At 61.4% G+C, this 25,502-nt stretch carries 25 protein-coding genes and 1 pseudogene; 20 read left to right on the top strand and 6 right to left on the bottom strand.

Annotation, left to right across the window (positions count from 1 at the left end; genetic code table 11):
- Positions 1-324 precede the first annotated feature (324 nt).
- The 3 genes from RFN28_RS34895 to RFN28_RS20425 are packed head-to-tail and all read left to right on the top strand — an operon-like array spanning position 325 to position 2,242.
- On the top strand, positions 325-714 hold the full coding sequence (locus RFN28_RS34895; RefSeq protein ID WP_430678480.1) for a hypothetical protein: 390 nt from the start codon (positions 325-327) through the stop codon (positions 712-714).
- Positions 715-735: 21 nt separating this feature from the next.
- Complete coding sequence (locus RFN28_RS35035) at positions 736-1,047, top strand: transposase (protein ID WP_488255778.1); 312 nt, start codon at positions 736-738, stop codon at positions 1,045-1,047.
- Positions 977-2,242 (top strand): IS1380 family transposase, encoded by a 1,266-nt coding sequence (locus RFN28_RS20425; RefSeq protein ID WP_430678478.1) that lies wholly within the window; start codon positions 977-979, stop codon positions 2,240-2,242. Before RFN28_RS35035 ends, RFN28_RS20425 begins: the two co-directional genes overlap by 71 nt.
- A gap of 2,003 nt (positions 2,243-4,245) precedes the next feature.
- Here the strand turns inward: RFN28_RS20425 and RFN28_RS20415 are convergent.
- The gene (locus tag RFN28_RS20415) at positions 4,246-4,494 is read right to left on the bottom strand and encodes a DUF6074 family protein (RefSeq protein ID WP_320289105.1); all 249 of its coding nucleotides are present in this window, start codon (positions 4,492-4,494) and stop codon (positions 4,246-4,248) included.
- Positions 4,495-4,936: 442 nt separating this feature from the next.
- On the opposite strand from RFN28_RS20415, the gene RFN28_RS20410 reads away from it, so the two are divergent.
- The gene (locus RFN28_RS20410) at positions 4,937-5,236 is read left to right on the top strand and encodes a helix-turn-helix domain-containing protein (RefSeq protein ID WP_320217236.1); all 300 of its coding nucleotides are present in this window, start codon (positions 4,937-4,939) and stop codon (positions 5,234-5,236) included.
- Positions 5,237-5,580: 344 nt separating this feature from the next.
- Here the strand turns inward: RFN28_RS20410 and RFN28_RS20405 are convergent, their stop codons facing one another.
- The 3 genes from RFN28_RS20405 to RFN28_RS20395 all read right to left on the bottom strand — a co-directional run bounded on the left by RFN28_RS20405 (position 5,581) and on the right by RFN28_RS20395 (position 7,993).
- Positions 5,581-6,555 carry a hypothetical protein gene (locus RFN28_RS20405; protein ID WP_320217240.1) on the bottom strand — a complete coding sequence of 325 codons (975 nt, stop codon included), beginning with the start codon at positions 6,553-6,555 and terminating at the stop codon, positions 5,581-5,583.
- A gap of 248 nt (positions 6,556-6,803) precedes the next feature.
- On the bottom strand, positions 6,804-7,541 hold the full coding sequence (locus tag RFN28_RS20400) for an AAA family ATPase (protein WP_320235945.1): 738 nt from the start codon (positions 7,539-7,541) through the stop codon (positions 6,804-6,806).
- Positions 7,542-7,834: 293 nt separating this feature from the next.
- Positions 7,835-7,993, bottom strand: a complete 159-nt coding sequence (locus RFN28_RS20395; protein WP_320223074.1) for a hypothetical protein — start codon at positions 7,991-7,993, stop codon at positions 7,835-7,837.
- A gap of 86 nt (positions 7,994-8,079) precedes the next feature.
- Between RFN28_RS20395 and RFN28_RS20390 the strand changes: the two genes are divergently transcribed.
- The 3 genes from RFN28_RS20390 to RFN28_RS20380 all read left to right on the top strand — a co-directional run bounded on the left by RFN28_RS20390 (position 8,080) and on the right by RFN28_RS20380 (position 10,446).
- Positions 8,080-8,346 (top strand): hypothetical protein, encoded by a 267-nt coding sequence (locus RFN28_RS20390; RefSeq protein WP_320223073.1) that lies wholly within the window; start codon positions 8,080-8,082, stop codon positions 8,344-8,346.
- 219 nt (positions 8,347-8,565) lie between these two features.
- On the top strand, positions 8,566-8,889 hold the full coding sequence (locus RFN28_RS20385; RefSeq protein WP_320289104.1) for a hypothetical protein: 324 nt from the start codon (positions 8,566-8,568) through the stop codon (positions 8,887-8,889).
- A gap of 327 nt (positions 8,890-9,216) precedes the next feature.
- Positions 9,217-10,446, top strand: coding sequence for a Fic family protein (locus tag RFN28_RS20380; RefSeq protein WP_320289103.1), 1,230 nt, complete (start codon positions 9,217-9,219; stop codon positions 10,444-10,446).
- Between the two features lie 884 nt (positions 10,447-11,330).
- Here the strand turns inward: RFN28_RS20380 and RFN28_RS20375 are convergent.
- Positions 11,331-11,482, bottom strand: a pseudogene (locus RFN28_RS20375) (3-methyl-2-oxobutanoate hydroxymethyltransferase); the annotation flags it as partial.
- Positions 11,483-11,678: 196 nt separating this feature from the next.
- Here RFN28_RS20375 and RFN28_RS20370 point away from each other — a divergent pair.
- The 13 genes from RFN28_RS20370 to RFN28_RS20310 all read left to right on the top strand — a co-directional run bounded on the left by RFN28_RS20370 (position 11,679) and on the right by RFN28_RS20310 (position 23,806).
- Positions 11,679-12,647 (top strand): NUDIX hydrolase, encoded by a 969-nt coding sequence (locus RFN28_RS20370; protein ID WP_320289119.1) that lies wholly within the window; start codon positions 11,679-11,681, stop codon positions 12,645-12,647.
- Between the two features lie 64 nt (positions 12,648-12,711).
- Entirely contained in the window at positions 12,712-13,686 is a 975-nt protein-coding gene (gene nadA / locus RFN28_RS20365) for a quinolinate synthase NadA (RefSeq protein ID WP_320289102.1), read from the top strand.
- Positions 13,683-15,221 (top strand): L-aspartate oxidase, encoded by a 1,539-nt coding sequence (locus RFN28_RS20360; RefSeq protein WP_320289101.1) that lies wholly within the window; start codon positions 13,683-13,685, stop codon positions 15,219-15,221. The genes nadA and RFN28_RS20360 overlap by 4 nt, the downstream gene beginning before the upstream one ends.
- A 1-nt stretch (position 15,222) precedes the next feature.
- Positions 15,223-16,104 carry a carboxylating nicotinate-nucleotide diphosphorylase gene (gene nadC / locus RFN28_RS20355; RefSeq protein WP_320289118.1) on the top strand — a complete coding sequence of 294 codons (882 nt, stop codon included), beginning with the start codon at positions 15,223-15,225 and terminating at the stop codon, positions 16,102-16,104.
- A gap of 10 nt (positions 16,105-16,114) precedes the next feature.
- On the top strand, positions 16,115-16,438 hold the full coding sequence (locus RFN28_RS20350; protein ID WP_320289100.1) for a hypothetical protein: 324 nt from the start codon (positions 16,115-16,117) through the stop codon (positions 16,436-16,438).
- Between the two features lie 55 nt (positions 16,439-16,493).
- On the top strand, positions 16,494-16,946 hold the full coding sequence (gene panD, locus RFN28_RS20345) for an aspartate 1-decarboxylase (RefSeq protein WP_320289099.1): 453 nt from the start codon (positions 16,494-16,496) through the stop codon (positions 16,944-16,946).
- Positions 16,947-17,005: 59 nt separating this feature from the next.
- Positions 17,006-18,001 (top strand): biotin synthase BioB, encoded by a 996-nt coding sequence (gene bioB, locus RFN28_RS20340; protein WP_320289098.1) that lies wholly within the window; start codon positions 17,006-17,008, stop codon positions 17,999-18,001.
- Complete coding sequence (locus RFN28_RS20335; RefSeq protein ID WP_320289097.1) at positions 18,001-19,149, top strand: 8-amino-7-oxononanoate synthase; 1,149 nt, start codon at positions 18,001-18,003, stop codon at positions 19,147-19,149. Before bioB ends, RFN28_RS20335 begins: the two co-directional genes overlap by 1 nt.
- Before the next feature lie 16 nt (positions 19,150-19,165).
- Positions 19,166-19,801 (top strand): dethiobiotin synthase, encoded by a 636-nt coding sequence (gene bioD, locus RFN28_RS20330; RefSeq protein WP_320289096.1) that lies wholly within the window; start codon positions 19,166-19,168, stop codon positions 19,799-19,801.
- Positions 19,801-21,066: an adenosylmethionine--8-amino-7-oxononanoate transaminase gene (locus RFN28_RS20325; RefSeq protein WP_320289095.1), complete on the top strand. Its 1,266-nt coding sequence runs from the start codon at positions 19,801-19,803 to the stop codon at positions 21,064-21,066. Before bioD ends, RFN28_RS20325 begins: the two co-directional genes overlap by 1 nt.
- A complete protein-coding gene (gene bioZ / locus RFN28_RS20320) occupies positions 21,063-22,046 on the top strand; it encodes a 3-oxopimeloyl-[acyl-carrier-protein] synthase BioZ (protein WP_320289094.1) in 984 nt (327 codons plus the stop codon). Before RFN28_RS20325 ends, bioZ begins: the two co-directional genes overlap by 4 nt.
- A gap of 66 nt (positions 22,047-22,112) precedes the next feature.
- Positions 22,113-22,565: an aspartate 1-decarboxylase gene (panD, locus tag RFN28_RS20315; protein WP_320252922.1), complete on the top strand. Its 453-nt coding sequence runs from the start codon at positions 22,113-22,115 to the stop codon at positions 22,563-22,565.
- 203 nt (positions 22,566-22,768) lie between these two features.
- Positions 22,769-23,806, top strand: a complete 1,038-nt coding sequence (locus tag RFN28_RS20310; protein ID WP_320289093.1) for an MBL fold metallo-hydrolase — start codon at positions 22,769-22,771, stop codon at positions 23,804-23,806.
- A gap of 39 nt (positions 23,807-23,845) precedes the next feature.
- On the opposite strand, the gene groL is transcribed toward RFN28_RS20310, so the two are convergent.
- Complete coding sequence (groL, locus tag RFN28_RS20305) at positions 23,846-25,477, bottom strand: chaperonin GroEL (protein WP_320289092.1); 1,632 nt, start codon at positions 25,475-25,477, stop codon at positions 23,846-23,848.
- Positions 25,478-25,502: the final 25 nt, after the last annotated feature.

Here is a 25,502-nt window from a genome sequence, read left to right as displayed (position 1 = left end):
ACTGCATGTCCAAGATCCAGGCATAACAAAATAGGCTCTGAAAGAGGCCCGGACCTTCAGAAACAAGGTTCTCGACGCTTCGATCAAGCGCCAAGTGGCCGAGCTTCGAGGACTAAAGGAACCGGCTTTGTTAATGCGCATCGAGCGGAAGCCCAACGTCATTAACAGCCCGCGCCTTCAGCTTCAGGATTGGCTCGAATCGGAGCACGCCGTCAGTCAGTGGCCGACCGGCAACCCAAACCAAACGATCGGTCTTGGGCCGACATCTGTGAACAAGCCGTGTGCGTCGTTGCAATCACCCTGTGTTGCGCGCAATTACCCGCCATGGCTGCGGATGAACTGGATTCGCTGGTTTTCCAGATGGCGGTCGAAAGCGTGCGCTCGCTCTCCTTGTGCTTCACTGAAAAAGCCGCGGCGATAGCCGCCAGGAGCCGCGGTATCCTGCTTTTCGACGTGCGGATCGACGGTGACGCGGCGGTCCAGCGGATCGCGGCCATCCGATATCCAAGTGACCGGACGGGCGTACTGGCTTTGGACATACAAGGCGTTGTTATCCGCCATTGCATTGTCGGTGGAATTTTCTCGGGTTTGACCGCGCCACTGGAGAATTGGACCAGCATGCCCCTGTCGATGCAGGCCAAGATTAATGTCGACGACCATGCCACTCTCTTCCTAGGCGCCTTGCGGAAGGCCGGACATATGCTGGTCAGCTAGCCTGAAAAATGGGGTTGGCGGATGTGGTGCAAGCCGTTGAATGACGTAGGATTTGGTTGCTTACGCCGATCCGCGCCATTCCCGGAGACCACACCCGCCATGAACGATCCTACGCTGCCGCTTAGCGGTTTGTCATCTGTCGGAGGCAAGTCCGTCGTCGCCCGTTTCGACGGCGGCATGCTGTCGTCCAACAGTGGCGTTCTGGCTCTGGCCGAGGTGGAGAAGCGGCCGCGGGTGGCGGAGCGTCTGGCACGCTGCATCGATGATCCGCCAGCCGGACCAGGTCGTCTATATGATCGGCTTGCGCATGAAGATGATTGCCGCCGGTTATGAGGATGGCAATGATGCCAACCGGCTGCGTCCGATCCGATCTTCAAGATGGCCCAGGATGCACCCCCTTCGGGTCGGGATCTGGCGTCGCAATCGACAATGTGCCGGCTGGAGAACCTGCCCGGCGTGCGGGGACTGGTCGCGATGGGCCGGGCGATGGTCGATCTACTGCGCCTCCTTCCGGCAGATTCCGAAGCGGATCGTGCTTGACGTCGACGACACCTTGGATGCCGTGCACGGCGGCCAGCAGCTTCGTCTGTTCAATGCCCATCACGACGAGTACGGCTTCCAGCCGATCGTGGTGTTCGATGGCGATGGCCGCTTCGTCGCGGCGAGGCGGCCGAGTGGGGCAGAAATCCGCCCTCACCTGCGCCGCCTAGTGCGGGCGATCCGGAGCAACTGGCCGAACACCCGGATCCTGATCCGGGCCGACAGCCACTATTGCAGCCCACAGGTCATCGACTGGTGCCGCGCCAACGATGTTGACTTCATCCTCGGCGTGGCGCCCGCCACGACCTTGCGCAAGCATGTCGCGGAGCCGGAGACTCGCACGATGGCGCGCTTTGAAGCGTCGGCGAAGACGGGCAAGGTCCGCCGCTTCATGGAGTTCCTGGATGGGGCCGCCAGTTGGAGCCGCGTCGAGCACATCATCGCGCGGGTCGAGGTCGGCGCCCAAGGTGCCGATACCCGCTTCATCGTCACCAGCCTTGCCGATGGCAAGGCCAAGGCGCTCTACGAGGATGTCTACTCCCGGCGCGGCGCGGCCGAGAACCACATCAAGTCCTGGAAGACGCATCTCGCTGCCGACCGCACATCCTGCACCAGAGCGACGGCCAACCCCAGTTCCGGCTGTTCCTGCATGCCGGCGCCTATTGGCTTATGTGGGGCCTGCGCACCGCGATGCCGAAACGAGCTTTGCCGTCGCCCAATTCGACACGTTGTGATTGCGCCTCATCAAGATCGCCGCGCGCGTGGTCGAGATGAAGACCCAAATGCGCCTGCACCTGCCGACATCCTGCCCGGACCAGCGCATCCTGCGCATCGTCCTCAGTCGCATCCCGCAACTCGCGACATAAACGATGGGGCGCAGACGCCCCGAAACGAATCCGCTGACCGCAACCCGCAAAACCCCGCCTGCCATCACCGACGGATCAACCCGGCGCCCGACGAGGCTTGTCAAAACGTACCGCAATGGTGACCAGAGCGCCGCCTCAGGCCGCCGAAAGCTCACCGCCGTGCATCAAGCGGGCGAGGTGACGGCAGATCTTCGAGGACCTCTGGATCGCCAATGCACAATGCCCCAAGTATACAACTTATCCAGTCTTCACCAACCAAGCTTTGTTCGGAGTAGTGCTTGTCAGCGTCTTGGGTGACGGCTGGAGCTGGAGCGGTCATTACAATGGCCAATGCCGTGGCAGCAAGTATCGTTCGTGGCCAGTGAGAGCGCGATTTCAGGAGCCTCGAGCGCGCCACAGCGTCTTTTTCTGAGGTATGCATTTTTCGTTTTCCTTTTGGATCATCACGGATTTGAAGAGGATCTGGTGTTATGTGCCATTGGGAGAGCCGGCGAAGCAGATATTCATGTGGTCGAGTCATAAGTTCTCCTGAATGTTTGTTTTACGAGAACCCTTATGGCAGCCCTAGCTGACAGCCTGAAAGCGATCTGCGGGATAGCGATCCTGTCTGCCGATCGCAGCGAGGTCCAACGGAGCTAGGGCGTCCCACGGGATGCGCAGCCTGTATTGCGTTCGGACGAATGTCATGTGAACTCCTGGGCTAAAGACTGCGCGACGAGCCATGTCGGAACACGTATCATGGCTATGAATATGCAATTGGCATGCCACCAAAAAGATTGTGAGCAGCGACCACAAATCGGAGGAGTCGCCCCTGGCCGGCTTGATCCTAACCCTTAGGGTGTCTGGACCTGAACACAGATTGTCGTCTATCGGACGCGGACAAAATGCTGTGACCAACTGGGCACCGGGCTGACGCCAGAGTCCTCGGTTGAGAATTGCGCGCCTGGTAGCGGATTGGGCAACAGGCGATCGCCGGGGCCGGTAGAATTGCGCAGCCGTGTGTTGCTGTCAGCGTGGCGGCAGAGGGCCGCAGGTGTGATCCGAGCGCCGAATGCTGGCGCCGTTCGCTGCATCCGGCGACCTATCTAGCGATCCCTGATCGCGCGTGATCGAGGTCACAGTGAGAGGCGCGTGGTAGAGTTGAAAACCCAAATTCGCCCGCACCTGACGACATCCTGCCCGGATCAGCGTATTTTGCGCTTTGTCCTCAGTCGCATCCCGCAACTCGCGACATAAACGATGGGGCGCAGACGTCCCGGAACAAACCCGCTGACCTCAACCCGCAAACCCTCGCCTTCATCCACGACGGATCACCGCCGGCGCCTGATGAGGTTTGGGAAAACGCAGCGCAAAGGAAACCAGATCGCCGCTTCAGGCCGCCGAAAGCTCATCGCCGTGCATCAAGCGGGCTAGCATTTGCCTAGAATGCAGCTTGTCGTTTTTGATATCCTGCATCGGTGCCGACATCGCCGGCATGAGTGTCATGCTCGAAAACGGCTCCGGCGATTTCGCAAAGCGCAAATGCACCGCGTCTTCCCCTCACGCGAATGGAGCCTACCGCGCCGAATCGGAGGCGTGACGATCGATCACGATCGCCTCTTAGCCGCCCTACCCTTTTGCAATCAGGAGGAGCTTCCACAGCTCACTCGGCGGGTCGACACGAGATCGCAGATGGCAGTTGGCCAAACACCAAAACTGGCGCACCGATGGCAATCGGCTTTCCTCGCTGGAGGTAGTGCAAGGCCTCTCGCCAGGCGGAGGCGCATGCGATGCCTACACCCTGCTGCCTGCTCGAGGATCTGATCGACGCATGGTCGGACAAGGCGTTGGGCGCGGCCTACCTCGACATTCCTAGAAGCGCGCCGGCAGCCTGGGCGGGGGCTTGGGGCGAGACTGCCGGCGCACGCCACTCACGAAGAGCGGCCCCTTTTTGCGGTTCCGACACCTATAGTCAACCCAGCAGCGTCCGGGTGCCCGCTGTGCTGTTGTAACAGCGGTGGATGTCGGCCGTGTCGGCCGATTGTGCCTGGTGGGTCGGGCCGCTCTGGCCCGGCCAATGTGAGCTCCAGCCAGTATCGCCTTGCCGAGCGCGCCGTCGGCAGTCCTTTGTCGCGAGCCGATGCTATCATGCAAGCGTCGCAGCACTCCGGATGGCTATATTGCTTAAGACTGCATGAAGAAGCGTTCCAACTTCCTGTTCGGCGAGCCTGGGTGAAATCCCTGATTCGGACAGTTGAACGAGAATTTGCTTGGCGGTGTTGCGCCAGAAGGCATTCGCGTCTTCCCCGTTCTTGGATTCCAGGATCCGGGCGATACCTTCGACCAACTTCCGCCGCCGGTGCAGCGGAAAGGCGCTTATGTTCGAATCAAACATCCATCATCTCACCCGTTGAGCCGGCGAGTTTGTATTGGCGGCTTAAAAAATCTGGTTAACAGCGCTTTTTTTGCCGGTGATCCGCAATGGAATAAAAGCGTCGGCCAGGCTCGGTGGACGGCGCTGCGATAGCACTGGAGACGGCGACAGGGGCGAGTTTCGAGTTCCTGGTCAAGAGGGCCGTCAGCCATGATGAGCCGCTGGCCATATTGCGTGATCCGGGTACAGCCGACCAGGCCAGCTGAGGGGCAGGCAGGTTCTTGGACTTGATCAGAATCGAGTGAACCGCCATATCCCGATCTGCCCGCCAATTTCAGGCGGCCCATTCATGGACGAGGCCGACCGGGCCTATTCGACGTCCGTTTTTTGAATTGCTGGAGCGCCAGGTCGGGGACAAGTCTACCGATTTATCAGGGCGCCCTTGGTCTTCTTGGAGGTGTCTATGAAGGATTCGCGCATTCCCGAGCCGGTTTTGATGGCTATGTCAGAGGGGACCCACATCATTCGCGCTTTTCGTGAACACCTTGGATATTCGATCGAGGACCTGGCGGTGACGAGCGGACTATCCGCCGAGGAAATCCAAAACATCGAGTCGGGTCTGAGGTACAACAAGGGCTATCGGGACCGCATCGTGAGGTCGCTATCCCTACCTGTGGGAATTCTTGCGGAGGCAGACCTATTGGGCGCTACGAGACCGCCTGGTTGCGCGCCTCCGATCTCGGTCTCTGGCAGCCCGATCTGAGTCGGGATCGCCGACGAGGGAGGCCAGACCGAATTGTTGCAGCTTGAGGCAGGTGCAAAGCGCAAACTCGAGCAAGATCTGTGGATAAGGGTTTTGTCAGCTCCCCAGAAAGCGGAGGAAAACCGGAGCTTCTAACAGATGATTGAGCTCCGTGACGCCGTTCCTCCTAGGTGCGTCGTCCGCGAGGGTGGACTGCGTAGACAGATGAAAATAGTTGCAATGGCACCATGTGGCGGAAAACGCCGTCCGTGGACGCCGATTGTTCCGGGATGGTGCCATTGCTTATCGGCCTACGAGGCACTGGTCTTCGGTCTGGGAAAAGGTGTTTCGGGACTTCTTGGAAATCAGCGAATAACCGGCTCGCCGTGGAAGCGTCGCCGCGAAGGTGGCGAAACGCCGAACCCGACTTCCATCATCAGCCGCGGCGTGTGCGCCGGCACGGTGCCCATGTGAAAGCCGAACGGATCCTCGACGAAGCCAAGCCCCGCCTCTCCGATAAGGGTCACGGGGCTTTGCTCGCCATAGACGTCCAGGATCTCTTCCGCGGGGTGGCCGACGAGAAGCGTCAGCTGGTGCTTGAGCGCGCGGCGCCTGTGGCTGCCGCGGACATAGACATGCGGACCGGTGCCCTCGTCGACCGGCAGCAGGTAGAAGAAGAACTTCAACATTCGCCAGTCGTCGAGGTCGAAGTGGTATTTGCCGAGCGATGCCAGGTTCCTGTCGGCGTCTGAGGCCTGGCCGGTGGGGAAGCTCCACCAAACACGCGTGGTGATCAGTTTCGCCTGGCCACCGAGATAGTGTGCAGCGATATTCATGAGCAGCGGATCGTTTTGAACGGCGAGTGCCGCCTTGCAGCCGAGAATGCGCTCGAAATAGTGGCCGCTGAGTAACGGACGGCCGAATCGAGCCTCAGCCTCCGCATGATCCGCCGGCATGAATTCGAGACGGCGATCGAAATTGCCAAAGCAAGGTGTGCACCGGACGAAAGCTGCGATTTCCTCATGGATAAATTTCGGCAAAACGAGTCCGGAAAAAAGCCCATCCGACTGCAGCGCATCGACAACGTCCTGGCGATTGACGCCGACAAACATTGTTTCCCGGCCGTTCTGCGACGCTCGAACAGGCTTTGCACCACGCCAGTGCATTCTCCGTGCCGGCATAGTGCGGGCGAGCACGAACATCGGCAGCCACGCTGGATTCTCGCGAAGATCCGACAGATATGTCGGAATGCGTACGGCCATGCGACGTAGCATACTGCCGTTTCGCGCGATCGCCTCGAGACTAGTAGCGCCGGCTTTGTCGGTATTCGTAACGGTCATCAGGATCCTCAGGTATGAATGCACTTTCGACGAAGCATTGGTTCTCACTGCTTCGTCCCGTATTACCCAAGCCCGATTCCCGCAGCGGAAGAACGCTAACCGCGCGTCAAATTTTGTGCAACGCACAATTACCGCGCCGCGCAAATGCAGTTAGGTCACTGCGCGCTTTGCAATAAGCCTTGCGAAGCTGTCACCTTATTACATCAGGAACTGTCCGGCATTAGGCAGCAAAGACCACCAATCGCACGTTAAGTGCCTGGTTTTCGGGCCAAATTCATGATGCCTAATTTGTGCAAGACTCGCTTGCGCAGTAGAAGGGTGTTAGGTTCGTCGATCAGGGTCCCGGTCTCTGTCAGGAGCAGATTGATGACGTTTTCGCGCAGGCTTGCATGCTGGTCGGAGAGGGTCAGGTAGTACGGCACGCCGCCGAAAATGGCGTAGGTCTCTGTGAGCTGCTCGGCGCTGTACTCCGGAAAGAACCCCGGAAGGTCGCGCAGGGGCAACTGCCGCACCTCCAGGCGCAGCGTCACGCGCCCGTAAAGCGGGTTCGTTTCCGCCAGCAGGTCCTCCATCTGAGCGACGGCAGAACCGCACAGGATGATCTTGAGGTTTCCCGCCCGTGCCGCCCCGGAGTCCCAGAACCGTTGGAGCACCGATAGTAAAGCGCTGTCCTGATCGACGAGGTACAGGACTTCGTCGATCGTGACCACAGTGCCCGGTTTGGCCTTGGCTGCTTCGGCTACGAAGTGGAAAATACTCTCCCAGTTGTCGAGCGACGCCAGGACGGGTGACGGGCCAAGAACCCGGGCCACCTCAAGCTTGAACTGTTCCATGTTCAGGACTGAGGAGACCCGGGTCGCCTGGAAATAGATTTCGTTGCGGCCGACGGCAGCTTGGCGCAGGAGCCTTGACTTGCCGATCCGGCGGCGGCCATAGGCGACGACGAGCGATGCCGAACGCTTGTCCAGTTCGCGTTCAGCAGCCATAGCTCCTTTCCCCTCCCGATAAAGTGGTCCATGGCCGTACGTTCGCCTTTATAATCACGATTATTATAATCTGGATTATAGAAGATATCCGGCGACACCGACACACTGGTCTGCGATAGACCATCCGGCCTGCCGGACGTGCGTTGCGATTCCGTTGGTAGTCATCAGGGAGGGAGAGCCTTCAAGCAAACTTGGCCACGCAACGCCGCGGGGCTAGGAGGCGATCTCCCAGAGGAACTGCCTGTTTGTGGTCTTGCCGACGTGCCTCACGCGCCCGGCTTTCGTGAGCTGGGTCAAGACGGCAGCTTACGCGACACCTGGTCGACGATCTCCGCTTCATTGCCCAGTCCAACTGCCTGCGAGAACTTCGCAGCGCATTCGGCCGTCGAAACCGGGCTTGCCGCGTCGCGGAGGATTCCGAGCACGGCCTGGCGCTGGTTCACGCCTCCCATCGACGCTTTCACCTCATCTGAGATCCCGGCGGTCCGGCCGGAACGGACGCGACCTAGCTGCCGTCGGCTCGTAACCGGGTTCGTAAATGGCAATGACCCTGTCGATGGAACTGACCTGCTCGCGCACCTCGGCCTGCAGTTTCGCCAATTCCTCAAGCCTGCTGGTCAATTCGGCTCGTTTCAGCTTCAACTCATACGCGACGCTCGTACCCCGATTTGTCTCGTTTCGACTTGAGACAAGGGTAAATGAGCTCGCTCAGGAGATTTGGTGGTTTTGCCACCTAATGCCGGAACTGTCTCTAGCCGCCACCCCGCTATTCGGTATCAACCGCCACCAGAAGTTTAATCCTTGATCTGATACCTCTGAAAGGAGGATTTCGGGGGCGAGATGGGCGTTTCAGACGAGTTGAAGAGCAAGCGTAGCGAGCTGGCAGGGCGTCCCCGCGGCTGGCGGCGGCCTTGCCGATCTGCAGGCGCAGATCGCGGCCGTCGACAAGGTGATCTCGATCTACGAGCCTGAATGGAGGCCGGAAGACCAGCCGCAGAAGCCCCGCGGCCGACCGCCGACGGCCATGAGCGCCAACGACCTCGACAAGCTTATCGGTGGGACGAACAAGCGACAGATGACGCCGGAGATCCTGCGCACCGCCAGGCGGCCGCTGTCGACAGCCGAATGCGCCCAGGAATTTGCGGTGGAAGATCGCGAAGGATTCCTCTTCGTCAATCTGGACGAGGTGCTGGATCGGCATGTCCCGGCATTCCGGGGACATGAGAAAGTGCTGGCCGTCCTGGTATTTCACACCTCCGCGCCTCAGCGTCGTAATCGACGTAGACGAAACCCCAAGGCTCCGGACGCTCGAGAACCCTCGGAGTCAGGCGGGGCGTGGGAGAATTAGAGGCGCGGGCGTTCATGTTCAGGCTCCAGGGCCGGCGATACCGCATGGCAGTGCGGCGGCCTCGGGAGGCCGTCGAAACTCAGCGCCGTATGCGTATCCGCCTGAACATGAAGCGGGCCTTTAGCGGATCTCGTTTCAGGAGTCGATCGGAATTGGACAACTGAGGAACGATTTGCAGGGCATTCGATTAAGCCTCGCCCCACTCTCGCGGCATACAACTGCGATGCAGCAACGAAGATCGGCAACAATAATCGGCAACCTATTGCCTATTGCTGACGTAAGTGCCTTATATAAAAGGCAATTGGTATCTTTCAAGATCGGCAAAAAATGTTTGAAACGCCTGCTCGTATCGAGCCCTGCTTTTTCCAGGACACCATCCCGTCCGTCTTAGCGGACCTCACGGTAGAACTGCAGAGGGAGGCAGACAATTTGGGGCGCGGCCTCCATCCAGAATCGGCTGCGGAACTCGCCGACCTGGTTCGGATGATGAATTGCTACTACTCGAATCTGATCGAGGGTCACAACACCCGTCCCAAGGACATCGAAAAGGCACTCGCGGGTGCGGAGGTCGAGCCGGAACGGCGAGCATTAGCGCTCGAGGCCAAGGCGCACGTCATCGTCCAACGCAAAATCGATGAGATGTATTCCAAAGGAATTTTGCCGAGCCCGACATCGGTTGAGTTCATCGCTTGGGTGCATCGTATGTTCTATCACGAGATGCCCGAAGAGTTCAGGTTCATGGAACGGCCAGATGGTTCGAAGGTCGAGATCGTTCCCGGCGAGTTCAGAAAGACTGCGAGCGACGACGTGGTTGTCGGAAGACACCAGCCACCCTCTTCAGATCGAGTCGAGGCCTTCATGGCACACTTCTCAAAGCGTTTTGCAGTGGCGGAAAAATGGGCGAGCACCCGTATCATTGCCATCGCTTCTGCTCACCATCGCTTCAACTATATCCACCCATTCCCTGACGGCAACGGCCGTGTGTCCCGGTTGATGTCGCATGCGATGGCGCTGAAAGCAGGCATCGGGGGACATGGCTTGTGGTCGATTTCCAGAGGCCTGGCCCGCGGTCTTAAGGATCGAGGCGAATACAAACGGATGATGGACCACGCAGACAGCCCCCGTCGCGGAGACCTCGATGGTCGGGGCAATCTCTCGCAAGCAGCTCTCAAGGACTTTTGCGAGTGGTTCCTTACCGTGGCACTCGACCAAATACGCTTCTCCACAGCGATTTTCGACCTTGGTCGCCTGGAAGATCGGTACCGCCTACTCGTCAAGGACATCAGCGAAGACAAACGCGCGCCCGATCTCTTAGCTGCAGTCCTCAAACACGGATCACTTGAGCGCGGTGATGTTCATCTCGTTCTCAAGACATCGGAAAGAACGGCACGGAACACGATGTCAGCAATGGTTAGACAAGGCTTCCTAAAGTCCGAAACGCCCAAAGCCCCTGTCCGAATTGCTTTCCCGCTGGACTATCGCGAGAGACTCTTCCCGAATCTGTTCACCGATGCCGAATTGACTATACCCGATCCGCGACCCCTATCGCTCCGCTGACAGCGGCGGACGCGGCAACCTTGACTTGGTGGCGGTTGCTACCGAATAGCGCGATACCCATTAGGTGGCCGCTATGTTGGATGGGCGCAACGCACCCGATCGCGAAGATGGCCATCCGGATGAGCCCAGTCTTCTTGGACACGCCCTCGCCCGAACAGGGCAATGGCGATTCTCTTGATGGGATGCCGCCGCAAGCGAGCCATCCAAAACCTGGAGCACGCAGACACCCTCCGCGCAGTTCCGGCGGAAAGCAAACGGGTGCCAGCCGGCCGCTATCCTTAATGCCATTGAGGAACTGAAGCGCTATTCGGCACCAACCACTACTCCCGGTTAACCTGTGCCTGATCCCCGGATCCGCCGTCGCGCGTCCCGTCAAGTGCTGACGCGCGCAGTCCGCAAGGGCCTGAGCGAAGCGTCCCTTGAGGACGACTGCATTAAGGATGGAGCGTCGTCTGCCACCCCGGGCGACTTCCAGCTGGCCGATCGCTAGTGAGCCCAGTTCCCGCAGCCGGCGTTATCTATCAAACTCAAAAAGAGACTAGCGTTTTCCACTAGACTCCTATCTATCGGTAGACTTTGTTCTGGAGACCCCGATGGATCCGTTCGCTAATCCGTTTGCACCCGGCGAAGGAAGCCGTCCCCCCGAACTTGCCGGTCGCGACGCGATCCTTGAAGCCGCCAAGATCTCCTGCGGACGCGCGATCAATGGGCGGTCAGGCCGTTCGCTCATACTTTGGGCCTTCACGGCACCGGCAACACGGTTCTCCTGAGCGAGATCGGCCGGATCGCCGAGGCCGAAGGCCTTCTTGTTACGAAGGTCGAGGCTCCCGAAGAACCAATCTCGCGAACCTTCGGCGCCGCCTGTGGCGGATGCACACAAGGGTCGTTTGCGGAGCGCCGCGCAGGACCATGCCGACGCTGTCGCCGACAAGAACGATGTCGCAATGTCGATCGACCAGTTTTGCAATCGGCGTCGTAAGGCCGTCAGGCAGACGACGGGGACGCACCCTTACGCCCGAATATCGGGCGGTGTAATCGCCTTCGAACCACCCGCAGTGCTTAAGATCCCTCCTTCCCCGGCGTCACCCCTCGCAGGTGTCGCGTTTGGCACGTCTTTGTGCAATTGCGAAGAGCTAAAAAAAGCCGTGCAGCTGCGCGATGTTGACGTGCAGACAGCTGCGCTTAAATTAAATCGATTCAGGCGCCGTAACCAACCAACCACTTTCGCGAACATGGACGATCAAGAAACAGGAGCCAGCAAAGACCGAGCCGCCGTCACGGGCGATGAAGTCAAAGTGGACCTGATCGCCTTTGTCGTCGCCGTAAACGACGGTGAACCCTGTGTCCTCACCATCGGGCAGGCGGATACGCTACCTTCCGGACCATTTGCGCTTGAGCACAGATCGCTGCAATCCGGGTTGAGGGGTTGGGTTGAGCAGCAGACCGGCCATCCGCTGGGCTATATTGAGCAGCTCTACACCTTCGCTGATCGGGACCGCGTCGGCGCCGAGCGTCGGCAGCGCGCTATCTCCATCAGCTATCTCGCACTCACGCGCAAGGAACAGGCAGCGAGCTCGCCAAATTGCGGCTGGCGAAGCTGGTATGAATATTTTCCATGGGAGGACCACCGCTCCGGGGCGCCGCCGGTGGAGTTGAACGTCCTGCGACCGCGGCTGATTGAATGGGCAGACGGTGCCGGCGACGCGGCGACGAGACGCGAACGTCGACAGCGGACAGCGACAGCCTTCGGCTTGGACGGCCGCCATTGGAATGAGGAACTCACGCTTCAACGCTATGAGTTAATCTACGAAGCAGGTCTGGTCCAAGAGGCGGGAAGCGGGCGCGACACGACGCGGGCCTCGCTGGTGCCCAGCAAGTCCATGGTCGCCGATCATCGGCGCATCGTGGCGACGGGTATTGCGAGACTGCGCTCCAAGATCAAATACCGGCCGGTCGTCTTTGAGCTGATGCCGCAGTCATTCACTTTGCTACAGCTTCAACGAACCGTCGAAGCGCTCGCCGGCAGGCTAATCAACAAGCCGAACTTTCGTCGCCTCATAGAGCAGCAGGAGCTGGTCGAGGAGACCGGCGAGACTTCTGTCGATACGGGCGGGCGACCGGCAAGGCTCTATCGCTTCCGCCACGCTGTCCTGGACGAGACGCCCATAGTCGGCACAAAATTGCCCGTCGCGCGGGGTTGACACGCTTATAGTCGGCGTAGATATATACCAGTTATAGTCAAATGGATTATAACTGGAGGCGCCGATGAGCGGGGCGTTACCTTCGGCCGCGTCTCTTTATCGGCGCGTCTGGCGAGTCATCCCGCCGGGGGAATGGGCGGCTTTCAGCGATGACATCGAGGCCATTTTGACGCTCAAACGCGAGCGCAATGCCGTCATCCTGGCTCACAACTATCAAACACCGGAGATCTTCCACTGCGTGGCCGATATCGTCGGCGACAGCCTGGCCCTGGCTCGCAAGGCTATGACGGTCGAGGCGAAAGTCATCGTGCTGGCCGGCGTGCATTTCATGGCCGAAACGGCCAAGCTCCTTAATCCGGACAAGATCGTGCTCATTCCGGATCTCGGCGCCGGTTGCTCGCTGGCTGATTCGATCACGGCACAAGACGTGCGCTTGATGCGCCAGCGTTATCCCGGCGTGCCGATCGTCACCTATGTCAACACGTCGGCCGAAGTGAAAGCCGAATCGGATATCTGCTGTACATCGGGCAACGCCAAGGCGGTCGTCGAATCCCTTGGCGTCCCCCGGGTGATTATGTTGCCGGACGAATATCTGGCCCACAATATCGCCGCACAGACTGACGTCGAGATCATCGCCTGGAAAGGCCATTGCGAGGTGCATGAGCGCTTTACGTCGGCCGATATCCGCGAGTTGCGCGAAAACCATCCCGGCGTGACGGTGCTGGCCCATCCCGAATGCCCGCCCGACGTGGTGGCCGAAGCCGATTTTTCGGGCTCGACCGCAGCCATGTCCGACTATGTCGAAACGCAAAGGCCGCCACGTGTCGTGCTGATGACAGAATGCTCGATGAGTGACAACGTCGCGTTAGCGCACCCAGATGTCGAGTTCATCCGGCCCTGCAATTTGTGCCCGCACATGAAGCGGATCACGCTCGCCAATATCCGCAGCGCGCTCGAGGAGAACCGACACATCGTCACGATCGATCCCCGTATCGCTGAACGGGCCCGCTGGGCCGTCGAGCGCATGCTCTTCGTATGACTGCCTACGTCCATGACATTGGCGGGGCGCCGGTCATCATCGGCGCTGGCCTGGCCGGACTGATGACGGCACTGCATTTGGCGCCACAACCAGTCGTCCTCCTTTCCAGGACGCCACTTGGTACGGATGCCTCGAGCACACTCGCGCAGGGTGGGCTTGCGGCAAGCTTGGGCGAGGACGACAGCCCTGACCTGCACCTCGCCGATACGCTTGCCGCCAGCGATGGGCTTTGCAACGAAGAAATAGCCAGGCGAGTGGTCGAGGCCGTCCCTCACGCCGTCGAGAACCTCATTCGTCTTGGTGCTCCCTTCGACCGCGCTTTGGATGGAAAACTGCAGCTCGGGCTGGAGGCAGCCCATTCAAGACGACGGATCGTCCACGCCGCGGATGCCACGGGTCATGAGTTGTTCCATGCACTGCTCGCCGTGGTGCGGCGAACCCGTTCGATTACAATCATGGAAGGCATAACAGCCCTCCGCCTCGTGGTCACGGAGGGCAATATCGTGGGCTTGCTGGCTGTCCTGCACGGCAACGTTTTCGCATTGCCCACCCGCCGTGTGGTGCTGGCGACCGGCGGTATAGGTGGCCTGTTTTGCGACACGACCAACCCGCTTTCTTCGTTTGGCCACGGGCTGGCGCTGGCCGCCTGTGCCGGCGCAGAGCTCGCCGACCTCGAATTTGTGCAGTTCCATCCGACGGCGCTCGACACGGAGCGCAGGCCAATGCCTCTTATAAGCGAAGCGGTACGGGGCGAAGGCGCGGTCCTGACCGATGAAAATGGTCTGCGCTTCCTTGCCGACACGCCTGGCGCCGAGCTCGCATCGCGAGATGTGGTCGCGCGGGCGATCGCCAATCAACTCGCCGCAGGAAGTCGTGTCTATCTCGATGCCCGGCAATGCCTCGGGCAGAAATTTGCCACACGTTTCCCGGCGGTCGAGGGGATTTGCAAGCAGGCCGGCATCGATCCGGCCGTGGAGCCGATCCCCGTGCGCCCGGCCGCCCACTATCACATGGGCGGTGTGGCCGTGGACGCTGAGGGGCGCAGTTCCGTTGGCGGTCTGTGGGCATGCGGCGAGGTCGCTTGCACCGGACTGCATGGAGCAAACCGGCTCGCCAGCAACTCGCTGGCCGAAGCAGTCGCAACAGCGGCCTGGGTAGCGGCAAGTGTCGCCGGCACTTGCGCAGGCTGGCAGTGGTCTAGACTCCCAGCAATGGTTCCGATGCGACCCGACCCTTCACCCATTCGCCAACTCGTCTCCAATGCGCTGGGCATTGTCCGCGACGGCAAGGTTCTGCGTGAGGCGATCGGCACGCTGCTGCCGATCGCCGTCGGCGAGATGGCCGCCGCCGATCCGGCCTTGGTGGCGCTGTTGATCGCGATTGCAGCCCTCCGGCGCGAGGAGAGCCGCGGCTCTCATTACCGGTCCGATTTCCCCAGGCGCGATGCTGCCGCCCTCCCCTCCCGGCTGACGCTCTGCACGGCTTTTGAGAATGCCGTCGCGCTCAATTGGCAAGCATCCGAACGGAGCCGTTGATATGAGTCCACTTGCGCCGCTTCCCCAGATTGTCATGGAGCCGATCGTCCGCGCTGCCTTGCTGGAGGATCTGGGCAGAGCCGGCGACATCACCAGCGATGCCATCATCCCCGCCGATAGTAAGGCAACGCTGGCGTTGAATGCCCGGCAGGCCGGCGTTCTCGCCGGGCTCGATCTGGTGATGTTCGCGTTCCTCCTCGTCGATCCCGGGATCAGCATGCAGTTGCGCTGTCCCGAGGGCGGCAAGGTTTCCGCCGGGGAGACCATCGCGGTCGTAAGCGGGCCGGCGCGAAGCCTGCTGACGGCAGAGCGGACCGCTCTCAATTTCCTATGCAAGCTGAGTGGCATCGCAACGGCGACGGCCTCGCTTGTAAACGCGGTACGCGGCCATAACACGAAGATCGTATGCACGCGAAAAACAACGCCAGGCTTGCGTGCCCTGGAAAAATATGCCGTGCGTGCCGGCGGCGGCGCCAATCACCGCTTCGCGCTCGACGATGCCGTGCTCATCAAGGACAATCATATTGCCATTGCCGGCGACATCCGCACCGCAATCGAGCGAGCGCGTCGTGCGGTAGGCCATATGATCAAGATCGAGGTGGAGGTCGACACGCTGGATCAGTTGGAGATGGCGCTGCAGGCGAGCGTTGACGCGGTGCTCCTGGACAACATGGCGCTCGAGGACCTTACCCAGGCCGTGGCGATGGTCGGAGGGCGAGCGATCACCGAGGCGTCGGGTCGGGTGACACCGAAAACGGCTCCCGCAATCGCGGCGACCGGCGTCGATCTCATCTCGGTCGGCTGGCTTACCCACAGCGCTCCCATTCTCGACATTGGCCTGGATATGCCCGCGGACCGGAATTGCCGCAGGCATCTGAACTGAGGGAGAGGGCATGAACCGGGACCGCAGGAACTCCTTTGGCCGCAGGCTAACTCGCGCCACCACCTCCTTAGTTCCACCGACCGCCGACCCAAGCCAGCTCCTTGGCGCACTGCATAGTTCTAGCGGCGAGGAGAAAGCGACGGGCCAGGGGCAAACAAAGGACCGCGTGGAAGCACTTGGCTTTATCATCTGCCGGCTCGACGAACTGCGACAGATGGCTGCCTCTCACGGACTGGAAGCACTCGGTTGCCTGTTGGATGTCGCCTTCACCGAATCCTGCGACGCGATCAGAAGGGAGCATTCTTGCGCTCAAGCCGAAGAAAGCACGCGATAGACTCCGAGAACGCGAGGCACCGGGGCACAGGATCGACGTCGTTTTGGAGGAAGGGATGCGCAAAATCGTCGCCGGCAAGCTCCACGGCATCCACGTCACCGAGGCCAATCTCGACTATCACGGCTCGATCACGCTCGATCCCGACCATTGCGAGGAGGCAGGCATGCTGCCGATGGAATTCGTCGAGATCTGGAACAAGAATTCGGGCGCGCGGATCTCGACCTACGTCATCCTCGGCGAGCGCGGGTCGCGCTGTTGCATCCTTAACGGTGCCGCGGCCCGCACCTGCCAGCCAGGCGACCAGGTCATCATCTGCAACTCGGTCTATGTGCACGAGAGCGAGCTGACCGCGCTCAAACCGCGTGTGCTGACCTTCGACAAGGATAATCGGATCGTCGACCGCCTGACTTATTCGGTCGAGCGCGATGCAGGCGGAGGCTACAGCATTTCCATACTCAACGAAACCAACAATGTCCTGCCGGTGCCGGTGCTGGTGGGCAGATCGTGACGGGCTCCGAAGTCCGTTTTCTTGGCTGATAGCCAAACGTTTTTGCTGATGGAGGTGGAATGAACGCGGAACTTGGCCCGGACCTGACATCGGACCCTCTCGGTTGGGCGCTTCCGCCCTGGACGCGAGAGGAAGCCCAAGCTATCCACGATCTACCGTTCAACGACCTGCTCTTCCGGGCTCAGACCGTTCATCGCGCCAATTTCGATCCCAACCGGGTGCAGCTGTCACGCCTGCTCTCGATCAAGACCGGCGGCTGCCCCGAGGATTGCGGCTATTGCAGCCAGTCCGCGCATCACCAGTCGGGCCTCAAGGCCTCGAAGCTGATGGAGGTCGAGCGCGTCGTCGCCGAGGCCAGGAAGGCGCGTGACGCGGGCGCCACGCGCTATTGCATGGGCGCCGCATGGCGCAGCCCCAAGGAGCGCGACATGGAGGCGGTAGTCGCCATGGTCGAGGGCGTGAAGGCTCTCGGCATGGAGACTTGCATGACGCTCGGCATGCTCGATCTCGAACAGGCCGCTCGATTGAAGCAGGCGGGGCTCGACTACTACAACCACAACATCGACACATCGGAGCGCTACTACGGCGAGGTCATCAGCACGCGCAGCTTTGCCGGTCGGCTGGATACGCTCGAGAACGTTCGCCAATCCGGCATCAAGGTCTGCTGCGGCGGGATTGTTGGAATGGGCGAAGAGCCGGTGGACCGCATCGACATGCTGGTGACTTTAGCCAACCTGCCGGAGCCGCCCGACAGCGTGCCGATCAACATGCTCATCCCGATCGCTGGCACCCCACTTGCCGACGCCAGCCCTATCGAGCCGATCGAGTTCGTGCGCATGATTGCGCTCGCCCGCATCATGATGCCGAAATCGTATGTCCGCCTTTCGGCCGGCCGCACCGCCATGACCGACGAGATGCAGGCGCTGTGCTTTTTTGCCGGCGCCAATTCGATCTTCGTCGGCGACACGCTGCTGACGGCGGGCAATCCCGGCCAGGACAAGGATACGCTGCTCTTCCGGCGTCTGGGGATCGAGCGGATGGAACTGGAGTCGTAGTGAACGAGGCACTGCTTGCCCGCTACGAGGCGACCTTGCAGGGACTGGCGCGCAAGGACCGGCTGCGGCGGCTTGCGCCGCGCGCCGGGCTCGACTTCTCGTCGAACGACTATCTCGGGCTTGCCGCCTGCAAGAGGCTTGGCGATGCGGTTGCTGCCGCGATTGCACGCGGCACGCCGGTCGGCGCCACGGGGTCCCGGCTGCTGCGCGGCAACGCGCCGGAGCACGAGGAACTGGAAGCTCACGCTGCGGCGTTTTTTGGGGCCGAGCGCGCGCTTTTCTTCGGCGGCGGTTACATCGCCAATTTCGCTATTCTGACGGCGCTGCCGCAGAAGGGCGACCTACTCGTCCTCGACGAGCTCGCCCATGCCAGCATGCACGAGGGTGCGCGCGCCGGACGCGCGGAGTTCGTTCTGGCCGCCCACAACGACGTCGACGCCGTCGAGGACGCGATCGCGCACTGGCGCGCCGAAGGCGGCGTGGGACGCGTCTGGATCGCGGTCGAAAGCCTCTACAGCATGGGCGGGGACTGCGCGCCGTTGGAGAGCCTTGTGGCGCTCGCCGACCGGCACGAGGCGTTCATCATTGTCGACGAGGCGCACGCCACCGGGGTGTGGGGACCGGACGGCCGCGGCCTTGCCGTCGCTTTCGAGGGCCGCGACAACATCCTCGCGCTCCACACATGCGGCAAGGCGCTCGGCGCCTCAGGAGCGCTCGTCACCGGGCCGCGAACGCTGTGCGACTATCTCGTCAACCGCTGCCGTCCGTTCATTTACGCAACCGCGCCGTCGCCGCTGATGGCGGTTGCCGCGCGCGAGGCGCTCGCCATGCTCGCCGACGAGCCAATGCGCCGTATTCAACTGCATGAGCGCATTGCATTGGCGGGCCGCCAATTGGCAGAGCGCTGCGGCATAAAGCCCAGCGGAACGCAGATCCAGCCAGTTGTCATCGGCGACAACCGGCGCACCATGGCGGTGGCGGCGGCACTGCAAGCGCGCGGCTTCGATATACGCGGTATTCGTCCGCCGACCGTGCCGGTGGGGGCATCGCGCCTGCGCATATCGCTGACGCTCAACGTCGATAAAGCCGCCATATCCGCCATGATCGAAGCGCTTGTCGAGACGTTGGCCCAGAATGACCAAAGGTGACATGACCCGAAGCGACATGACCAAAGGCATAGTCATCACCGGAACGGATACCGGCATTGGCAAGACGGTGTTTTCGGCGGGCCTCGCCGGCCTGCTCGACGGCTTCTACTGGAAACCGGTGCAATCGGGCCTCGACGAAGAGACCGACAGCGAGGCTGTTACCCGGCTTTCCGGCCTGCCGGCCGGGCGCGTCCTGCCGGAAGTCTATCGTCTGAAGACGCCACTGTCGCCGCATCGTTCGGCCGAAATCGATGGCATCGCAATCGAGGCGGCAAAGCTCTCGCTGCCGGAGTTGCCAGGCCCGCTCATCATCGAAGGCGCTGGCGGAGTGATGGTGCCGCTCAATCGGCAAACAAGATTCATCGACATATTCCGGGAATGGCAACTGCCGGTCATTCTTTGCGCGCGCACCGGGCTCGGCACAATCAATCACACATTGCTGTCGATCGAGGCGCTCAGGGCCCGTGCCATCCCGCTCATCGGCGTGGCCTTCATCGGCGAGGAAATGGCGGACAGCCAAAGGACGATCGCGGAATTTGGCAATGTGCGGCAGCTTGGCAGGCTGCCGTACCTGGATCCGTTGACATCTAAAACCTTGAGGGAAGCGATGGTTTCGGGCTTCGATCTCTCGCCGATTGCACGGGGTCAATGATGTCGCAATCCCGCGTCTGGCACCCTTTCACCCAGCACGCGCTCGAGCCGGCCATCCCCGAAATTGTCCGGACTGAAGGCGCTTATCTCCACAAGGCCGATGGCACCCGCATCCTCGACGCCATTTCCTCCTGGTGGGTGGTCACCCACGGCCACCGCCATCCGCGTATCGTCAAGGCGATCGAGACGACTGCGGCAAGCCTCGACCAGATCATCTTCGCCGGCTTCACGCACGAGCCGGCCGAACGCCTCGCCAGAGCCTTGGTGAATCTCGCGCCGCCGGGACTCGACTGGGTGTTTTATTCCGACAGCGGCTCGACCGCGATCGAGGTCGCGCTGAAGATGGCGCTCGGCTATTTCCGCAATATCGGCGCGCCGCGCTCGCGCATCGTCGTCATGGAGCACAGCTACCATGGCGACACGATCGGCACGATGAGCGTCGGCGCCCGCGGTGTGTTCAACGCCGCCTACGAACCCTTGCTGTTCGAGGTCGACACCATCCCCTTCCCGGCCGCAGGACGCGAGCAGGAAACGCTCGATCGGTTCGAGGTCGTCTCTCGCGACCGGCGCGCAGCTGCGCTGATTGTCGAGCCGCTGGTGCTCGGCGCCGGCGGCATGCTGATGTATCCGGCCTGGGTTTTGGCTGAATTTAAGAGGATCGCCGAGGCTTCGGATACGCTCTTGATCGCTGACGAAGTGATGACCGGCTGGGGACGCACCGGAACCATGTTCGCCTGCGAGCAGGCGAATATCTCGCCCGACATCCTTTGCACCTCGAAGGGCCTGACAGGCGGCACCATTCCGCTCGCCGTAACGCTGGCGACCGACGCCATCTTCCAAGCCCATTATTCGGTCGACCGGAAGAAGACCTTCTTTCATTCGAGCTCCTATACGGCCAATCCGATTGCCTGCGCGGCCGCACTGGCCAACGTCGAGATTTGGCACGACGAGCCTGTTATCGAACGGATCGCGGCCCTGGGCGCGTTGCAGGCCGCTGGCCTTCGGCGCTTTCGCGACAATCCGGTCTTCAGGGACTGCCGGATTACCGGCACGATCGCGGCGCTCGATTTGGGTACCGCATCCCTCGGTTATCTGGCCGAGATCGGCCCAAAGCTGCGGGCATTCTTCCTCGATCAGGGATTGCTGGTGCGCCCGCTCGGCAATGTTCTTTATCTTCTACCACCCTATTGCGTCACCGGCGCCGAGCTCGATCGGCTTTATGACGCCATCGAGGGGGCCGGTGAACGCTTCGGATCCAAACCATGAGCAGGTCGTCGCGCATCCTCGGGCTTGGCCACCAAGTGCCTGGGCGCAAGGTCGAGAACGCCGAGATCGAGAACAGTCTCGGCCTCGAGCCAGGCTGGATCGAACGGCGCACCGGAATTCGCTCGCGCTTCTGGGCGACTGATGAAGATACGCTTTCGGGACTTGCCGCGCGGGCCGGCGACATGGCGCTGGCAAATGCGGATATCGATCGGAGCGACATCGGTCTTCTCTTGCTCGCCACGTCCACTCCGGATCACCTTCTGCCACCGAGCGCGCCACTGGTCGCGCATCGGCTCGGCCTCGGCCGCGCTGGCGCCATCGACCTGACCGGCGCCTGCGCAGGTTTCATCTATGCGCTGATGTTCGCCGACGGGTTCACCCGCCTGCACGGCAGACCCGCCCTTGTCATAGCCGCCAACATTTTGAGCCGCCGCATCAACCCCGCCGAGCGCGCCAGCGCCGTGCTGTTTGCTGATGCCGCCGGCGCGGTCGTGATCGGTCCCAGCGAGGATGCCGAACGCGGCATTCTCGGCGCTTCGGTGGATTCGGACGGTTCGCGCTACGGATTGATCCAGATCCCCGCCGGAGGAAGCAACACGCCTTTTCGCAACGACCTCGATCTCGCACAGACCCGGATGACGATCGTCGACGGCCGCGAAGTGTTCGCCAAGGCCGTGGAGATGATGACGACATGTTCAAGGGAAGCGCTCGCCATAGCTCGAATGCGGCCGCAAGACATCGACCGGTTCGTCCCGCATCAAGCCAACGCCCGCATTTTCGATGCCGTCGGCCGAAACCTCGGCATTGCGGACCAGGCAATCGTCAAGAGGATCGCCGAATACGGTAACTCTTCGGCCGCAACGATCCCGCTCTCGTTGTCGCTCGCCAATCGGACGCAGCCACTCCGGCCGGGCGAGAAACTCCTTCTGGCGGCGGCGGGTGCCGGTCTCAGCGGCGGGGCTCTTGTGGTTGGAATTTAGCCGCGCGGCGGCCCCGACAAGACATGAAGATTGTTCATGCTAGACGCAAAAAAGGACAACAGACCAATGCGAAAAATAGTCGCCGGCAAGCTTCACGGCATCCACGTCACCGAAGCAAATCTCAACTACCATGGGTCGATAACGCTCGACCCTGACCACTGCGAGGCAGCCGGGATCCTGCCCATGGAATTCGTGGAGATATGGAACAAGAATTCCGGCGCGCGGATTTCGACCTATGTCATCCTCGGCGAGCGCGGATCACGATGCTGCATCCTCAATGGTGCTGCCGCCCGCACCTGCCAGCCTGGCGACCCGATCATCGTCTGCAACTCCATCTACCTGAACGAAGCGCATATCACAGCGCTGAAGCCGCGGATCGTCACCTTCGACCAGGACAACCACATACGCGAGCGCCTGAGCTACTCGGTCGACCTCGACGCATGTGGCCGTTACAGTTTCTCGATCCATGACGAGGCCAATGAGGCTTTAGCGATTCCTGCGCTTGTTTCCCGGGCGTGACTTGTCCCTGGCGCACGCGTGAGCTGATGCGCCGTCCCCGTCCCCGTCCACGACGTAGTGTCTTGACCCGCCGTGAGGCGGCTGTGACGAACCTCGAGGCCATCCTAGTCGGCGAGCGCTGAGGGTGTGGCGCCTCGGGGTAGCGGTAGAGCCGCATGACATGCTGCAAAAAAAGATCGCGACCAGATGATATGGAGCAAATCATGATCTTCCGTCAGCTGTTCGATTCCGTTTCGAGCACCTATTCCTATTTGCTTGCCAGTCGCCAAGGCGGCGAGGCACTGATCATCGATCCGGTTCTGGACAAGGTCGACCGCTATCTCCGGCTCGTGCGTGAGCTCGACCTGAGGCTGGTCAAGGCGGTGGACACGCATCTCCATGCCGACCACATCACCGGCCTTGGCGCGCTGCGCGACAAGACGCAATGCATCACGGTGATGGGCGAGCAGACCAAGGCCGACGTGGTGTCGATGCGGCTTGCCGACGGCGACAGGCTGACCATCGAGGGGCTGGCGCTCGACGTCGTCTACACGCCCGGCCACACCGACGATTCCTACAGCTTCGCCCTGCCCGACCGGGTGTTCACTGGCGACACACTGCTGATCCGCGGCACCGGCTGCACCGACTTCCCGAATGGCGATGCGCGACACCAGTATGAATCGATCTTCGGCCGCCTGCTCAAGCTGCCGGACTCCACGCTGGTCTATCCGGCGCACGACTACAGGGGCGACACTGTCTCGACCATAGGCGAGGAGAAGGCCTTCAATCCGCGCCTGCAGGTGAGGTCGGTCGAGGAGTATGTCGAGATCATGAACAATCTGAAGCTCGCCAATCCGAAAATGATGGATGTCGCCGTGCCCGCCAATATGAAGGTCGGGCTGCACCAGGACGAGATCGCGCGGCGCGGCTGGGCGGCCAATGCCAACGAAGCGTTGGCGCTGGCCGGTAAGCCGGATGTCGCGCTGATTGACCTGCGCGAGCGCTCCGAGCGCGAACGCCAGGGCATTATTCCGGGGGCGCTGCATGTGCCTTACCCGAGGCTGCAAGAAAGCATCGCTCCCGGCGGCGTGTTGCACGAGCTCGTCCGTTCGACCGGCAAGCGGCTTGTGCTTTACTGCGCCTTCGGCGAGCGTTCGGCCATGGCGGTGCAGGCCGCCCAGGATGAGGGCCTCACATCAGCCTGCCACATCGAGGGCGGAATCGATGCCTGGAAGAGGGCGAATGGACCATTGGTAAGGTAGCTCCGCCCTCTCCCACGACAAGAAAGAAAGCGGGGCTCGTCAGAAATCCATGCCGCCGCCGCCCGGCATCGCCGGGGCGGGAATTTCCTTCTTCGGCTTCTCGGCCACCATCGCCTCAGTGGTGACGAGCAGGCCGGCTACGGAAGCGGCGTCCTGCAGCGCCGTGCGCACGACCTTGGCGGGGTCGATCACGCCTTGGCCGAAGAGATCGCCAAATTCGTTGGTCTGGGCGTTCCAGCCATAGCCGAACTCAGGTTTCTCGCGAACCCTGCCAACGATAATGGAGCCTTCCGCCCCGCTGTTTTCGGCGATCTGGCGAGCGGGAGCCTCGATGGCGCGCCGCACGATCTCGACACCGGTCCTCTGGTCGGGGTTGTCGAGAACGACATGGTCGAGCGCCCTTGCTGCCCTGAGTAGTGCAACGCCGCCACCCGGCAAGACACCTTCCTCGACCGCCGCGCGAGTGGCGTGCAGCGCGTCGTCAACGCGGTCCTTACGCTCCTTGACCTCGACTTCGGTCGAGCCGCCGACACGGATCACCGCGACGCCGCCGGCGAGCTTGGCCAGGCGCTCCTGCAGCTTCTCGCGGTCATAGTCGGAAGTGGTCTCCTCGATCTGGGCCCTAATTTGAGCAACGCGGCCGTTGATTTCGTCCTTATGGCCGGCACCGTCGACAATGGTGGTGTTTTCCTTTTCTATTTCCACCTTGCGAGCGCGGCCGAGCATTTCCAGCGTCACATTCTCGAGCTTGACGCCGAGATCCTCGCTGATCGCCGTGCCGCCGGTCAGGATGGCGATATCCTCCAGCATCGCCTTGCGGCGGTCGCCGAAGCCCGGGGCCTTGACGGCAGCCACCTTCAGTCCGCCGCGCAGCTTGTTGACCACCAGCGTCGCGAGCGCCTCGCCCTCGACGTCTTCGGCGATGATCAGCAGGGGCTTCGCCGACTGAACCACCGCCTCCAGCACCGGGAGCAGGGCTTGCAGATTGCCGAGCTTCTTCTCGTGGATCAGCACGTAGGGCTCTTCGAGCTCGACGCGCATCCTGTCCTGATTGGTGATGAAGTAGGGCGAGAGGTAGCCGCGGTCGAACTGCATGCCTTCGACAATTTCGAGCTCAGTCTCGGCAGTCTTGGCTTCCTCGACGGTGATAACGCCTTCGTTGCCGACCTTCTCCATTGCCTCCGCGAGGAAGCGGCCGATCTCGGCATCGCCATTGGCCGAAATGGTGCCGACCTGGGCGATCTCGTCGTTCTTTGTCACCTTGCGGGCGTTAGCCTTCAGATTGGCGACGATCGTTTCCACCGCCTTGTCGATGCCGCGCTTCAAATCCATCGGGTTCATGCCGGCCGCGACTGCCTTGGCGCCCTCGGTCACGATCGACTGCGCCAGCACCGTGGCGGTCGTGGTGCCGTCGCCGGCGATGTCGCTGGTCTTGGAGGCGACCTCGCGCACCATCTGCGCCCCCATGTTTTCGAATTTGTCCTCGAGCTCGATCTCCTTGGCGACGGTGACGCCGTCCTTGGTGATGCGCGGGGCGCCGAAAGACTTGTCGATCACGACGTTGCGGCCCTTCGGGCCGAGCGTCACCTTCACCGCGTCGGCGAGGATGTTGACACCGCGCAGCATGCGCTCGCGGGCATCAGAATGAAATTTCACTTCCTTGGCAGCCATTCGTTCACTCCTGTGAATAGGCAGT

Source organism: Mesorhizobium album, assembly GCF_033977205.1.
GTDB lineage: Bacteria > Pseudomonadota > Alphaproteobacteria > Rhizobiales > Rhizobiaceae > Mesorhizobium > Mesorhizobium album.
This window is presented reverse-complemented; position numbering and strand designations above follow the sequence as displayed.